The organism is Streptomyces yokosukanensis (assembly GCF_001514035.1).
GTDB classification, from domain to species: Bacteria; Actinomycetota; Actinomycetes; order Streptomycetales; family Streptomycetaceae; genus Streptomyces; species Streptomyces yokosukanensis.
The window spans coordinates 279110-292658 of record NZ_KQ948206.1; the positions used below are offsets into that span (position 1 = coordinate 279110).

Below are 13549 nucleotides of genomic sequence, written 5' to 3' on the forward strand. Positions count from 1 at the left end.
GCTTCACCCTTCGGCTTGCCTATAGATAACGGTGGTGCTGCCCACGACGATCCGCGAGCCGTCGCGGAGCGTAGCGCGGGTGGTGTGCTGTCCGTCCACCACGATGCCGTTGGTGGAGCCGAGATCCTGGATCGTCGAGGGCGCTCCGGTCCGGATCTCGCAGTGCCGGCGGGAGACGCCGGGGTCGTCGATCCGCACGTCGGCGTCGGTGCTGCGCCCCAGCACCAGCGTCGGGCGGGAGATCTGGTGGCGGGTGCCGTTGATCTCGATCCAGAAACGGGCGCGTCCGCCACTCGTGGGGGCGGCCGGGGGCCGCTGGCCGGTGGGCTGGCCGTAGCCGCCGGGGCGGGCGCCGGGCGGCGGCGCGGAGGGCATCGGGGGTGCGCCGGTGGGCGGGGCGGCGGGCGCGGCGGCGGGCGGGTAGCCGTAGCCGCCGCCCGGGGCGCCCTGTGGGTCCTGCGCGGGGCGGCCGGAAGCCGGGGCCGCCTGACTGCTGGAGGAGGCGAGGGTGCGCGAGCGCACCCGGTACAGGCCCGTGTCGAGGTCGTCGGCCTTCTCCAGGTTGACCTTGATCGGGCCCATGAACGTGTAGCGCTGCTGCTTGGCGTAGTCGCGCACCATGCCGGCCAGCTCGTCGCCGAGCTGCCCCGAGTAGGGGCTGAGCCGCTCGTAGTCCGGCGCGCTCAGCTCCACGATGAAGTCGTTGGGTACGACAGTCCGGTCGCGGTTCCAGATGGTCGCGTTGTTGTCGCACTCACGCTGGAGCGCGCCGGCGATCTCCACGGGCTGGACCTCGGACTTGAAGACCTTGGCGAAGGTGCCGTTCACCAGACCTTCGAGACGCTGCTCGAACTTCTTCATGACTCCCATGGGGCACCTCCTCCGTCCCTGCCGTCGTCTTGCGCTGCTGTGTGGCCGTTGCCTTGCCTGTACTGCCTGCTCTGCTGGTGCTGCTCACTGATCGTATCTACGCGCCCGGCAATCAGCCGGTTCCCCCAGCGGCTCCCCTTCGAACTCCCGACGCGCACTCCTGCTGCCATGGATCGTAGAGGGGGGCGAAGACCAGTGTCCCGCACCTGGCTGTGGACCCGGCCCGCCTCATGGGGAGATGCCCGTCACCGGTACGAGGTTGATACGTGAAGCGGGTCTCCCTGAGACGTACGGAGGGGACGGCGGGGGCGGGTGACCGCGGGCGGCGGGGCGGGTGTGGGTGCAGGTGGCGGGTGGGTGGGGCGGGCGCCGGAGGTGCCGGTCGGCGGGCAGGAAGGGATGTGAACCCACCCCGTACGACGTGCTAATGTTCTGGGTGTCGGAAGGGGCCGGACCGAAAGGGACGGAGCCGGAAGACACACCCAATGCGCGGGTGGCGGAATAGGCAGACGCGCTGGATTCAGGTTCCAGTGCCCGCAAGGGCGTGGGGGTTCAACTCCCCCCTCGCGCACCGATGAAACGGTCGGCATCGTGATCACGATGCCGACCGTTTCTCTTTGTGCCCCCTCGGCGTGGTCCGGTGGTGCGGCGCGGTGTGGTGCTGCGCCGCGGGGTGTTGTACCTCACTTCTCTTCTTCGGTGCCGTGCCGAATGTTTCACGGCTGTGCCGGATGTGAGTTCTCTCTCACGCCGAGGATCCGGGCGGTGAACTCCGCCAGTTGTGCCCGCATCGTGTCGCGGGGCAGTCCCTTCTCTCCGGCCAGGTGTTCGACGAGGTCGGCTCGGGTGGCGGCGAGCAGGGCGTGGGCCGTGAAGTCCCTGTCGGGCAGCCCCGGGATCCGCTCCAGCAGGGTGCGCAGCAGGGTGTGCCACCGCTCGTAGTGCTCCGCGCTGTAGGGGCTGCCGCTCCCCGTCTGCTCCAGGGCGAGGGCGAGATGGCGGTTGTCGAGCTTGAAGCACAGGACGGCGTCCAGCAGGGCCGGCACGCGCTCCAGGGGCTCGGCGTCGGGTCCCAGTGGCGGCGGGCCCTGTTCGACCGCGCTTCTGATCGGTTCGAGGCGCGCTTCGTACAGTGCGCGGATCAGTCCCGTGCGATCGCCGAAGGCGCGGAAGAGGGTCGCCTTGCCGACGCCGGCCTCGGTCGCGATGTCGGCCATGGTGACGCTGTCGGGGCTCTGGCGGCGGGCGAAGAGCGCGTCGGCGGCGGCGAAGACGGCCGCGCGGTTTCGCAGGGCGTCCTTGCGGGGTCTGCGCTCGGTCACGTGGTTCCTCCCTTTCACGGGTCTCTTTGCGAGGTGTGCGCCCCTTGAGGGGGTGGTCGGCGTCTTCCTTGCGAACCGGACCCGCGGTCCGTATCGTCTACTGAAGCGGACCGCCGGTCCGTATCGTACGGGACGGAGGAATCCATGCCCATGCCCACACACACCTCACCGGAAGCGCTCTACCGCCACAGCCTGCGTCTGCTCCTCGACAAGGACATCGCCGGCTGGGTCGGCCTGTGGGCCGAGGACGGCGTGATGGAGTTCCCCTTCGCGCCGCCGGGCTGGCCCGGCCGGCTGGAGGGCCGGGACGCGATCGCCGCCTACATGCGCGACTACCCCGACCACATCGACCTGCACGACTTCCCCGACCTGCGCATCCACCGCACCACCAGCCCGCAGACCATCGTCGTCGAGATGCGCGGCGTGGGCCGTCTGGTCGAGACCGGGGCGCCCTTCGACATGACCTACATCGCCGTCGTGTCCGCCCAGGACGGGCACTTCACCTCCTACCGCGACTACTGGAACCCGCTCGCCGTCCAGCAGCCCGGCCTGGACTTCGCCGGGGACGGTGCCCGATGAACGCCACCGGCACCGTCCTGGTCATCGGGGCCACCGGCACCACCGGCAGCCGTACCGCGGCGCAGCTGATCGCCGCCGGCCGTCGCGTCCGAGCCGCGAGCCGCCGGGCCACCCGGCTCCCGGGAGCGGACGCGGTCCGCTTCGACTGGTACGACCCCGACACCCACGGCGCCGCCCTCGCCGGAGCCGGCGGCGTCTACCTCGTCCCGCCGGTCGGCGATCCGGACCCGGCCGCCGTCATGCTGCCCTTCCTCCACCGGGCCCGTGCCGCGGGAGTGCAACGCGCCGTACTCCTCAGCTCCTCGGCCATCCCCGAGGGGGGCCCGGGGGTCGGGGCGGTGCACCAGGCCCTGCCCGGCCTGTTCGAGCAGTGGGCGGTCCTGCGGCCCTCCTGGTTCATGCAGAACTTCACCGGTGCGCACGTCCACGCCCGCAGCATCCGCGAGGACGGCGTCATCCTGACCGCGACCGGGACCGGCCGGGTCGGATTCGTCGACGCCGACGACATCGCCGCCGTCGCGGTCCGCGCGCTGACCGACGACCGGGCGCCGGACACCGACCTCGTCCTGACCGGACCGGAGGCGCTCGGCTACGACGACATCGCCGCCGTCGTCACGGAGGTCACCGGCCGGCCCGTGGTCCACCGGCAGCTGACGTACGAGCAGATGCGCGACCGTCTGGCGGCGCAGATGCCGCTGGAGTTCGCCGCCATGCTGGCCGGGATGGACCGCGCCATCGCCGAGGGCGCCGAGGACCGCACCACCGACGCCGTCCAGCGCCTCACCGGCCGCCCGGCGCACAGCTTCCGGGCGGTCGCCGAAAGGGAGTTGAAAGACCCCTGGCCGGCCCCGGGCACCAGCCCGGCCCGGTAGCCGAGGACGACCGTCTGCGCTGCGTTCGCCAGACGCTCGGGCGGCCGGACGGCGCGGTGAGGGCGAGCCCGGCCTCCTTCAGCCGGCGGCGGCGGATGTACGACGTCAACGGCTCGCCCACCGTCGTGAACGCCCGCTGCAGGGTGCGTACGGAGACGTTGAGCCGACGCGCCAACAGGGCCGGGGACAGCCCGGGTTCGACGAGCAGGTCGTCGGCGAGGCCCTTGGCGGCCTGGGCGGGGGCGGGGGCGGGGGCCGGCAGGGGCTCCGCGTCGTCGAAACGGCGCCGGGCCACCGCCTTCGCCAGCTCGATCAGCGCGCCGTGGGCGGCCTGGACACCGGCGGGGCCGGGGTCGGTCAGGTCGTGTGGATCATGCGGGCGTGGGCCGCCAGCAGCCGCACCTCGGCCGCGTCCGCCGGCCCGGTGACGATCCGGTTCCCGAGCGGGGGCGTGAGCGCGGTTGCGGGCAGGACGATCACCCTGGCCGTCGTACCGGGTGCCGTCTCGTCCTGACCCGGAAGTCGTCGATCGTGCCCCGTCCCCTTGTGCATCGGTGCCGGTCATGGCTCCTCCCGCCGTGCCCCCATCAGCCCGCCGCCCCGCTGGCGCCGATGTCCCATCAGGACGGCGCCGTGGTCCAAGCGTGCACCGTGCCGGACTTCTTAGCGTCGTGCGTCCAAGGACGAGGAAGAGGAAGGCGAGGGATTCGTGAATCATCAGCAAGCGGGGCGTGTGGCCGTCGTCACGGGTGCGGGTTCCGGCATCGGGGTCGCCATCGCGCACCGGTTCGCCGCCGACGGGTACACCGTGGTGCTCGTGGGCCGTACCGAGGCCACGCTGCGGCAGACCGTCCAGGACGGGCCGGCCGCCGCGGACATGCACCCCCGGGTCGCGGACGTCTCGGACCCGGACGCCGTCACCGCGGTCATGGACGGCGTCGCCGCACGGTTCGGACGCCTCGACGTCCTGGTCAACAACGCGGGCGTGGCCATCCCCGGCACCGTCGAACAGACCGCCCCGGACAGCTACCGGACCATGATGAGCACCAATGTCGACGGCGTCTTCCACGCCTCGCGAGCCGCCCTGCCCCATCTGCGCGAGATCCGCGGCTGCATCGTCAACGTCGGATCCGTCGGAGGACTGCGCGGTGACTGGGGTCAGGCCGTCTACGACATGACCAAGAGCGCCCTGGTCGGCCTGACCAACGCGATGGCGCTGGACCACGGCCGGGAGATCCGGGTCAACGCCGTCCACCCCGGTGTGACCCTCAGCAGCGGGTTCCTGCGCGACGCGCTCGCCGAGGGAAGCGCACTGCACCGCCGCTTCGCGGAGCGCGTACCCATGGGCCGGGCGGGCGAGCCGGCCGAGGTCGCCGCCGCCGTCGCGTTCCTCGCCGGCCCCGACGCGGCGTACCTCAACGGCGTGCACCTCCCGGTGGACGGCGGCCTGACCGCGTCCAACGGCCAGAGCGACCTGTACCGGACCGGCGGCTGACGGATCGATGACTGGCGGATCGACGGCTGACGGCCCGACTCGACGGCTGAGGGCCCGACTCGACGGCTGAGGGCCCGACTCGGCGGCTGAGGGCCTGACGACCGGCGCCCGACGGCCTGGTACGTGACTGGCCGGTGCGGCGGAAACTGCCGAATCAGCCGGAATTGCCCCCTGGTCTGCCCCACCGGGTCTGACGCATGTCGGCCGTCGGCTGTACGGTCTGCACGAATTGATGTTCGTGCCGAAGGTCGAGGTCGAAGGCTTGAGGCCGAAGATCGAAGGTCGAAGGCCGAAAGCTGACGGTTGTACGGGGGAGGCGGTCGCGGTGACCGGTGCCGGTGGGGAAGCGACGGACGCGACGGAGCGGGGCACGCGCCGGCTGCCCCGGGTGAGCGGCTTCGCCCGGTGGCCGAGGCAGGGCTCGCCCAAGGACGAGGGCAAGGCGCTGCGCACGAGCGTGCCGCGCAGCGCCCACGACGCCCTCGACGTGGACGCCACCCGCCCCGACGCCGTACGCGCCGTCACCGAGTCCAACACCGGCCGCATCCCCGAGCTGACCCCCATCCGCGTCGGCCGGATGGCGGCCACCCCCTTCGCCTTCCTGCGCGGCTCGGCAGGACTCATGGCGTACGACCTGGCCCGCACCCCCATGACCAGAATCGGCACCCAGATATGCGGAGACGCCCACGCGGCCAATTTCGGCCTCTACGGTGACCCCCGCGGCGATCTCGTCATCGACCTCAACGACTTCGACGAGACCGTGCACGGCCCCTGGGAATGGGACCTGAAGCGGCTCGCCGCCTCGCTGGTGCTCGCCGGACGGGAAGCCGGCGCCGACGAGGACACGTGCCGTGCGGCCGCACAGGACACGGTCGGCGCCTACCGCCGCACCATGCGGCTGCTGGCCAAGCTGCCGGTGCTCGACGCGTGGAACGCCATCGCCGACGAGGAACTGGTCTCCCACACCGACGCCCACGATCTCCTCGGCACCCTGCAGCGGGTCTCGGAGAAGGCCCGCGCCAACACCAGCGGCCGGTTCGCGGCCAGGTCGACCGAGGCCGTCGAGGACGGCGGACGCCGCTTCGTGGACGCCGCGCCGGTGCTGCGCCGCATCCCCGACGAGGAGGCCCACGCGGTCGCCGCGTCCCTCGAGTCGTACATCCACACGCTCAGCGAGGACCGCCACCCCCTGCTCGCCCGGCACGCGGTGCACGACGTCGCCTTCCGGGTGGTCGGCACCGGCAGCGTCGGCACCCGGTCCTACGTCGTCCTCCTCCTCGACCACCGCGAGCAGCCGCTGGTGCTCCAGGTGAAGGAGGCCCGGCCCTCCGCGCTCGTCCCGCACCTGGCCACGGCCGGGTTCGAGGCGGCGCCGGTGGAGCACGAAGGCCGCCGCGTGGTCCTCGGGCAGAAGCGCATGCAGGTCGTCAGCGACATCCTGCTCGGCTGGACCACCGTCGACGGACGCCCCTTCCAGGTGCGCCAGTTCCGCAACCGCAAGGGCAGCGTCGACCCCGCCGCCCTCACCGTCGACCAGATCGACGACTACGGCCGGATGACCGGCGCCCTGCTGGCCCGCGCCCACTCCCACAGCGCCGACCCGCGGCTGATCGCCGGGTACTGCGGCAAGAACGAGGAACTGGACGAGGCGATAGCCGCCTTCGCCGTCGCCTACGCCGACCGCACGGAGGCCGACCACGCCGAGCTGGTGGCGGCGGTGCGAGCGGGAAGGATCGCGGCCGAGTCGGGGGTGTGAAGGGTTTGAGGGGGCGGGACCGCGGCCCCCTATGCTGTTGGCGTGACGACCCCGGAACCCGATCAGAACCAGGCGCCGCGGCCCGAGGAACGGCTCGAACAGGCCGTACGGGCCGCCGAGCAGGCGTTGATCGAGTATGAGATCGCCGTCGAGACGTTCCGGGTCGAGGTCGAGAACTTCTCCCGGCTGCACGAGCAGAAGCTCGGCCCGCTCTACCTCCGCATCGAGGAGCTGGACGCCGAGATCGCCGAGGCGAAGGCCGCCCGCACCGGCGACCCGGAGGACATCCGCCGCGCCGAGGAGGCCCGCGCCCGCGTCCTGCCGATCCCCGGCGTCGAGGAACTGCTGCACGGCTGGATGGACGGCCACGGCCTGTTCCCTGAGGCCGCCGCCATGCTCACCGACCAGGCCGTACGGCCCCCGGAGCGAGTGCGGCCCAGCGAGGAGGCCCGCAAGCTCTACCGCGAGCTGGCCCGCAAGGCCCACCCCGACCTCGCGCAGGAGGAAGCGGAACGGCAACGGCGTGAGGAGTTCATCACCCGCGTCAACGCCGCCTACGCCCGCGGCGACGAGACCCTGCTGAAGGAACTGGCCGAGGAATGGGCGGCCGGCCCGGTGCCCCCCGAGCGGCGTCCGAGCCCCGCCGAGGAGCTGTACGCCCGCCTCGAATGGCTCGCCGAGCGCAAGGAACTGCTCACTCTCGTCGCCCGCGAACTGGAGGAGGGGGCGATCGCCGGCATGCTCCGGCTCGCCCCGGACGACCCCGACGGGCTCCTCGACGAGATCGCCGGCCGGATGCGCGCCGACATCGCCCAGCGGGAGGCGGAGCTGGCTGCCCTGCTGGAGCAGGGCTGAGCCACGGCTCGCTCTCCTGGCGCCCGGCGCCTTCGGGTAGCGTCGGAGACATGAATTTCGCAGCTCGTGTACCCACGGTCGAGGTCACGGACCTCAAGGACGGCGACTTCCTGCTGGACGTCCGCGAGGACGACGAGTGGCAGGCGGGCCACGCCGAGGGGGCGCTGCACATCCCCATGAGCGACTTCGTGGCCCGCTACGGCGAGCTGACCGAGGCCGCCCCGCAGGACGGCCGCGTCCACGTCATCTGCCGCTCCGGCGCCCGCTCGGCCCAGGTCACCGTGTACCTGGTCCAGCAGGGCATCGACGCGGTCAACGTCGACGGTGGCATGCAGGTCTGGCAGACGGCGGGCCGCCCGGTGACCACGGACGACGGCCAGCCGGGCTTCGTGCTGTAACTCCTGTCCGGGAGGCTTCCGCTCGCGGGCGCCTCCCGTCCCGGAAGGCGCGGCGGTCAGCCCAGTGGATGGGCGGCCAGCAGGTCTCCGAGCCTCTCCTCGTGCGCCGCCGCCGGGCCGAGCGCCAGCTCCAGGTGCTTGGCCCAGGCGTGGTAGCGATGCAGCGGGTAGTCGGTGTCGGCACCGAACCCGCCATGCAGATGCTGTGCTGTCTGCACCACCCGGCGAACCCCCTGTGCCGCCCAGATCTTCGCCACCGCGACGTCCCCGGCGGCGGGCAGCGCCCCCGGCGCACCCGAGGCGATCCGCCAGGCGGCCTGCCAGAGAGTGGCTTCCATGGCGCGCAGATCTATGTACCGGTCCGCGGCCTGCACCGCCACTGCCTGGAACGTCGCGATCGGATACCCGAACTGCTCCCGTTTCCCCGTGTACTCGGCCGTCATGCCGAGCACCCGCTCGCCCAGCCCGAGGGCCAGCGCACAGGTACCGGTGGCGAGCAGTGCATACAGCCACTCCCAGGCGCCGTCCGCCTCGATGACGTCACCCGCGTCGATCCGCACGGACGTGAGCCGCAGCTCGGCCAGCCGCTCCCCGCTGGTGGACACCTGCTCGGCGAGGACCACCCCGTCCAGCTCACGCGGCACCAGCGCGAGCACGGTCCGCTCGGCGGCCGTCCCCGCCAGATGCGCCGGTACGACGACGAAGTCCGCGTCGTACGCCCACGGCACCGCCGTCTGCACCCCGTCCAGCACCCAGGCCGTACCGTCCCGCCTTGCGCCGACGGCCAGTTCGGCCGGGTCGTGGCCGGTGCGGCCGTTCGCCGCGACCGTCAGCACCAGCTCGCCCCGCCCGGCCCGCAAAAGCAGCCGCCGCCCCAACTCCGGCCCGCCGTAAGCCTGTACGGCCGCTGCCGCCGCGCTGTGCTCCAGCAGCGGAACCCGGGCGAGCACCTTGGCGGACTCGCGCAGCACCAGGCACAGCGCGATCGCGTCCAGGGCGGAACCGCCGTGCGCCTCGTCGAGCAGCAGACTCAACAGGTCCGCCTCGGCCAGCCGGGACCACAGCTCCCGGTCGAGGCCCTCGGCCACGGCACCGGTGGTGAGCGCCGGGCTGGGCACCGCGTCCGGTGCCACGCCGGCGAACACCCCGCGCGCCGCCTCGGCCGCTGCCCGCTGCTCCTCGGTGAAGGTGAAGTCCACGGCCTGTCCTTCCGGCGAGTCCGGTGAGCTGACGGTGCGTCAAGATAGAACAGGTTCTAGAAGAAGGGAATGGTACGGAGTCGCGGTGTTCCTGGGGGACCTTCCAGCCCTCAGCGGTCGAAGTCCAGCTCTACTCGCTCCGTCAGCGGATGCGACTGGCAGGCCAGTACGTATCCGGCTTCCGTCTCCTCGGTCTCCAGGGCGAAGTTGCGGTCCATGCGGACCTCGCCGGAGACGAGGAAGGCGCGGCACGTCCCGCAGACGCCGCCCTTGCAGGCGTAGGGCGCGTCGGAGCGGTTGCGCAGGACCGTCTCCAGCAGGGACTCGCCCTCCTGCACCGGCCAGGTGCCGCCGCGTCCGTCGAGCCGGGCGGTGACCGTGCTGTGCGCGGGGGTCCGGGCGGCGGTGGCCGGTGGTGAGCCCGCGTCCACGTGGAAGATCTCCTGATGGATGCGGGAGCGGTCCACGGACAGCTCGCGCAGCACCTGCTCCGCGCCCCGCACCAGCCCGTACGGCCCGCACAGGAACCAGCCCGCGACCCGGTCGACCGGCAGCAGCGCGGGCAGCAGCTCGCCGAGCCGCTCGCGGTCGAGCCGGCCGGACGGCAGGCCGGCCTGCTGCTCCTCGCGGGAGAGGACGGTCACCAGCTGAAACCGCTCGGGGTAGCGGTCCTTCAGGTCGGCGACCTCCTCCAGGAACATCGTCGAGGCCGCCGTGCGGTCACTGCGTATCAGGCAGAACCGGGCCGCCGGCTCACGTGCCAGCAGCGTGGAGACGATGGACAGCACCGGGGTGATGCCGCTGCCGCCGACGATCGCCGCGTACAGCCCGGGCTCCGGGGTCAGGGTGAATCGGCCGGCCGGGGTCATCACGTCCAGCACGTCGCCGACGCCGATCTCCTTCAGCGCGTAGGCGGAGAACGCCCCGCCCTCCACGAGCCGTACACCCACCCGCAGCGTGTCCGGGCCGGCACCGGCCGGGTCGGGTGCGGGGGAGCAGATCGAGTAGGTGCGCCGGACCTCGGTGCCGTCGACCTGTCGGCGCAGCGCCAGGTGCTGGCCGGGCGCGTGCCGGTACTCCTCGCGCAGCTCGGCCGGGACGGTGAAGGTGAGAGCGACGGAGTCGTCGGTGATCCGGTCGACCGCGGCCACCGGGAGCGGGTGGAAGCGTGCCATCACAACTCCTTGAAGTGGTCGAACGGTTCACGGCAGGCGAGGCAGCGGCGCAGTGCCTTGCACGCGGTGGAGGAGAACCTGCTCAGCAGCTCGGTCTCGGCGGAGCCGCAGTGCGGGCAGCGGACGGGACCGGTGAGATCGCTGGGAGCAGCGGGATCGGTGAGAGCGGCGGGATCGGTGAGAGTGGCGGGACCGATGGGGGCCGTGGGATCGGTGAGAGTGATGGGACCGGTGGGAGCCGTGGGGGCGGCCGGCCTGGTGGGGCCGTCCTCGGTCCTGGTCGGGGCGAGGGTCAGCGGGACCGGACCGGAGGCGCCGCCTCGCACCCGAGGGGGAGCGATGCCGAACTCCTGGAGTTTGCGCCGCCCTTCGGGGCTGATGTCGTCGGTCGACCAGGCGGGTGTCAGCACCGTGCGGACCGTGACCTCGCGCATGCCGTGGGCGCGCAGCACCTGTTCGATGTCGACGCTCATCGCCTCGATGGCGGGGCAGCCGGTGTAGGTGGGGGTGAGGTCGACCTCGACGGTGTCGCCGTCGTGGAGGTGCACCGCGCGCACGACGCCCAGCTCCTGGAGCGTGAGCACCGGCAGTTCGGGGTCGGGCACCGAGCCGGCCAGCTCCAGCAGCTCCGCCTCCAGGGCGGTGGCCGTCACCATGACGCCCCCGGGTGGCTGCGGTGCAGATGCTGCATCTCGGCGAGCATGCGTCCGAACGGTTCGGTGTGCAGGCCCTGTCGGCCGGCGCCGGCCGACCAGGCGCCGGTGCGCGGCCCCTCGGGCAGGGGGAGCGTGGCGCGGCCGAGGACGTCCGCGACGGACTCCTGCCAGCGCCGGTCCAGGCCGGCCCAGTCGGCGTCGAGGCCCTCGACCGGCTGGAACATCTCACCGGTGAACTTCCACAGGGCCTCGCAGGCGCGGCGCATCCGCTCGTGGCTGGTCTCCGTGCCGTCGCCGAGGCGGAGGGTCCACTGCTCGGCGTGGTCGCGGTGGTAGGTGACCTCCTTGACCGCCTTCGCGGCGAGGGGCGCGAACGGGCCCTCTCCGGCGGCCAGTTCGGCGTAGAGCAGCTGTTGGTAGGTGGAGAAGTACAGCTGGCGGGCGATCGTGTGGGCGAAGTCGCCGTTCGGCTGCTCGGCCAGCTGGAGGTTGCGGAAGGCCCGCTCCTCGCGCAGATAGGCCAGTTCGTCCTCGTCGCCGGCCATGGAGAGCAGGAACCGGGCCTGGCCGAGCAGGTCGAGGGCGATGTTGGCGAGGGCGACCTCCTCCTCCAGGACGGGGGCCTGCCCGGCCCACTCCCCCAGTCGGTGGGAGAGAACCAGGGCGTCGTCGCCGAGGGCGAGCGCGGCGGTCACCGGGACGGTGGCGGGACCGGTGGCGGTCACAGGTGCTTCACCCCTTCCGGGATCTCGTAGAAGGTCGGGTGCCGGTAGGGCTTGTCGGCGGCCGGTTCGAAGAACGGGTCCTTCTCGTCCGGCGAGGACGCGGTGACGGCGGCGGCCGGGACGACCCAGATGGACACGCCCTCGCCGCGGCGGGTGTACAGATCGCGGGCGTTGCGCAGGGCCATCTCCGCGTCGGGGGCGTGCAGGCTGCCGGCGTGGGTGTGGGAGAGGCCGCGCCGGGATCGCACGAAGACCTCCCACAGGGGCCAGTCGGTGGTGCTCATGCTCGCTCCGCTTCTGTCTCGCCTGTCGTGTCTGCTGTGCCACTGGTGGTGCCGGTGTGCTTGGCCGCGTGGGCTGCGGCTGCTTCGCGGACCCAGGCGCCCTCGTCATGCGCGCGCCTGCGCTGGGTGATCCGCTGTTCGTTGCACGGGCCGTTGCCCTTGAGGACCTCCCAGAACTCCGTCCAGTCGATCGGGCCGAAGTCGTGGTGCCCGCGCTCCTCGTTCCACCTGAGGTCCGGGTCGGGGAGGGTGAGGCCCAGGGACTCGGCCTGGGGGACGCAGATGTCGACGAAGCGCTGGCGCAGCTCGTCGTTGGAGTGGCGCTTGATCTTCCACTCCATCGACTGCGCGGAGTGCTGGGAGGCGTCGTCGGGCGGGCCGAACATCATCAGCGAGGGCCACCACCAGCGGTCCACCGCGTCCTGCGCCATCGCGTGCTGTTCCGGCGTGCCCTTGCTGAGGGCCAGCAGCAGTTCGTAGCCCTGGCGCTGGTGGAAGGACTCCTCCTTGCAGATCCGGACCATCGCGCGGGCGTACGGGCCGTAGGAGCAGCGGCACAGCGGGACCTGGTTGGTGATCGCGGCGCCGTCCACCAGCCAGCCGATCGCGCCGACGTCGGCCCAGGTCAGGGTCGGGTAGTTGAAGATCGAGGAGTACTTCTGGCGGCCGCTGTGGAGCTTGTCGAGCAGTTCGTCACGGCCGGTGCCGAGGGTCTCGGCCGCGCTGTACAGATACAGGCCGTGGCCGGCCTCGTCCTGGACCTTGGCCATCAGGATCGCTTTGCGGCGCAGGGAGGGGGCGCGGGTGATCCAGTTGGCCTCCGGCTGCATGCCGATGATCTCGGAGTGCGCGTGCTGGGCGATCTGCCGGACCAGGGTGGCGCGGTAGGCGTCGGGCATCCAGTCGCGTGGTTCGATGCGCTCGTCGGCGGCCACGGCCGCGTCGAAGGCGTGCTGATAGGCCGCCGTGTCGACGGTGTCCGGTGCGCCGGCCGCCTGTGTGCGGGCCGTGCGCTGCGGCGCTGCTGTGGCCATGCGGTCCCCCTGACCTCGGGCTCTTTGGTGAATCCGTCCCGACCGATCGTTCGGTCCGTGCGCATCAATGGTGTGCCGGGGCGCCGTGGGGTGTCAACCGCTGTGGAAAACTCCGGCGGGCAGCCCGTGGACAACGTGCCGGAGGCCTGCCGGACGAGGGCGCGGTCCGTGTCGGCGCCGTACGGCGTGGCGAGGACCACGGCCGTGGCCCGTACCCGGGGCTGCGCCCGGTGGCCGGGGCTGAGTACCGTTCCGTGCGGACGCCATTCAGTGGCGTGCGTGCAGCGTGGGGCGCCCGTGGCGGCGCCGCATCACTGAGCTGGACACTG

At 72.2% G+C, this 13549-nt stretch carries 15 protein-coding genes and 1 tRNA gene; 7 read left to right on the forward strand and 9 right to left on the reverse strand.

The genetic code is table 11. The features are described 5' to 3' along the window. Positions 1 to 3: 3 nt before the first annotated feature. On the reverse strand, positions 4 to 870 hold the full coding sequence (locus AQI95_RS01285; RefSeq protein ID WP_067115826.1) for an FhaA domain-containing protein: 867 nt from the start codon (positions 868 to 870) through the stop codon (positions 4 to 6). 487 nt (positions 871 to 1357) lie between these two features. On the opposite strand from AQI95_RS01285, the gene AQI95_RS01290 reads away from it, so the two are divergent. Further along, a tRNA-Leu gene (locus AQI95_RS01290) sits at positions 1358 to 1441 on the forward strand. Positions 1442 to 1586: 145 nt separating this feature from the next. Here the strand turns inward: AQI95_RS01290 and AQI95_RS01295 are convergent. Continuing rightward, positions 1587 to 2192, reverse strand: a complete 606-nt coding sequence (locus tag AQI95_RS01295; protein WP_067115829.1) for a TetR/AcrR family transcriptional regulator — start codon at positions 2190 to 2192, stop codon at positions 1587 to 1589. Positions 2193 to 2342: 150 nt separating this feature from the next. Here AQI95_RS01295 and AQI95_RS01300 point away from each other — a divergent pair, with 150 nt between their 5' ends. Together AQI95_RS01300 and AQI95_RS01305 are read left to right on the forward strand one after the other, a co-directional pair. Further along, complete coding sequence (locus tag AQI95_RS01300; RefSeq protein ID WP_067115832.1) at positions 2343 to 2771, forward strand: nuclear transport factor 2 family protein; 429 nt, start codon at positions 2343 to 2345, stop codon at positions 2769 to 2771. After that, positions 2768 to 3643: an NmrA family NAD(P)-binding protein gene (locus tag AQI95_RS01305; RefSeq protein WP_067115835.1), complete on the forward strand. Its 876-nt coding sequence runs from the start codon at positions 2768 to 2770 to the stop codon at positions 3641 to 3643. Before AQI95_RS01300 ends, AQI95_RS01305 begins: the two co-directional genes overlap by 4 nt. Positions 3644 to 4000: 357 nt before the next feature. On the opposite strand, the gene AQI95_RS47095 is transcribed toward AQI95_RS01305, so the two are convergent. Further along, positions 4001 to 4195 carry a hypothetical protein gene (locus AQI95_RS47095; RefSeq protein WP_159056441.1) on the reverse strand — a complete coding sequence of 65 codons (195 nt, stop codon included), beginning with the start codon at positions 4193 to 4195 and terminating at the stop codon, positions 4001 to 4003. Positions 4196 to 4352: 157 nt separating this feature from the next. Between AQI95_RS47095 and budC the strand changes: the two genes are divergently transcribed. From budC to AQI95_RS01325, 4 genes are all read left to right on the forward strand, one after another. Further along, entirely contained in the window at positions 4353 to 5138 is a 786-nt protein-coding gene (budC, locus tag AQI95_RS01310; protein ID WP_067115838.1) for a meso-2,3-butanediol dehydrogenase, read from the forward strand. A 232-nt stretch (positions 5139 to 5370) separates the two neighbouring features. Beyond that, entirely contained in the window at positions 5371 to 6894 is a 1524-nt protein-coding gene (locus AQI95_RS01315) for a DUF2252 family protein (RefSeq protein WP_107121516.1), read from the forward strand. A 42-nt stretch (positions 6895 to 6936) separates the two neighbouring features. Next, positions 6937 to 7749, forward strand: a complete 813-nt coding sequence (locus AQI95_RS01320) for a hypothetical protein (RefSeq protein ID WP_067115844.1) — start codon at positions 6937 to 6939, stop codon at positions 7747 to 7749. A gap of 50 nt (positions 7750 to 7799) precedes the next feature. Beyond that, on the forward strand, positions 7800 to 8147 hold the full coding sequence (locus AQI95_RS01325; protein ID WP_067115847.1) for a rhodanese-like domain-containing protein: 348 nt from the start codon (positions 7800 to 7802) through the stop codon (positions 8145 to 8147). A 56-nt stretch (positions 8148 to 8203) separates the two neighbouring features. On the opposite strand, the gene AQI95_RS01330 is transcribed toward AQI95_RS01325, so the two are convergent. The 6 genes from AQI95_RS01330 to paaA form a co-directional block, all read right to left on the reverse strand. Continuing rightward, positions 8204 to 9346, reverse strand: coding sequence for an acyl-CoA dehydrogenase family protein (locus AQI95_RS01330; protein WP_067115850.1), 1143 nt, complete (start codon positions 9344 to 9346; stop codon positions 8204 to 8206). A 110-nt stretch (positions 9347 to 9456) separates the two neighbouring features. Beyond that, a complete protein-coding gene (locus AQI95_RS01335) occupies positions 9457 to 10521 on the reverse strand; it encodes a 2Fe-2S iron-sulfur cluster-binding protein (protein ID WP_067115853.1) in 1065 nt (354 codons plus the stop codon). After that, positions 10521 to 11177, reverse strand: a complete 657-nt coding sequence (gene paaD, locus AQI95_RS01340) for a 1,2-phenylacetyl-CoA epoxidase subunit PaaD (RefSeq protein ID WP_067115856.1) — start codon at positions 11175 to 11177, stop codon at positions 10521 to 10523. The genes AQI95_RS01335 and paaD overlap by 1 nt, the downstream gene beginning before the upstream one ends. Next, positions 11171 to 11902 carry a 1,2-phenylacetyl-CoA epoxidase subunit PaaC gene (gene paaC, locus AQI95_RS01345; RefSeq protein ID WP_079070979.1) on the reverse strand — a complete coding sequence of 244 codons (732 nt, stop codon included), beginning with the start codon at positions 11900 to 11902 and terminating at the stop codon, positions 11171 to 11173. Before paaC ends, paaD begins: the two co-directional genes overlap by 7 nt. Beyond that, positions 11899 to 12186, reverse strand: a complete 288-nt coding sequence (paaB, locus tag AQI95_RS01350; protein WP_067115859.1) for a 1,2-phenylacetyl-CoA epoxidase subunit PaaB — start codon at positions 12184 to 12186, stop codon at positions 11899 to 11901. The genes paaC and paaB overlap by 4 nt, the downstream gene beginning before the upstream one ends. Next, positions 12183 to 13220, reverse strand: coding sequence for a 1,2-phenylacetyl-CoA epoxidase subunit PaaA (paaA, locus tag AQI95_RS01355; RefSeq protein WP_067115861.1), 1038 nt, complete (start codon positions 13218 to 13220; stop codon positions 12183 to 12185). Before paaA ends, paaB begins: the two co-directional genes overlap by 4 nt. Positions 13221 to 13549: the final 329 nt, after the last annotated feature.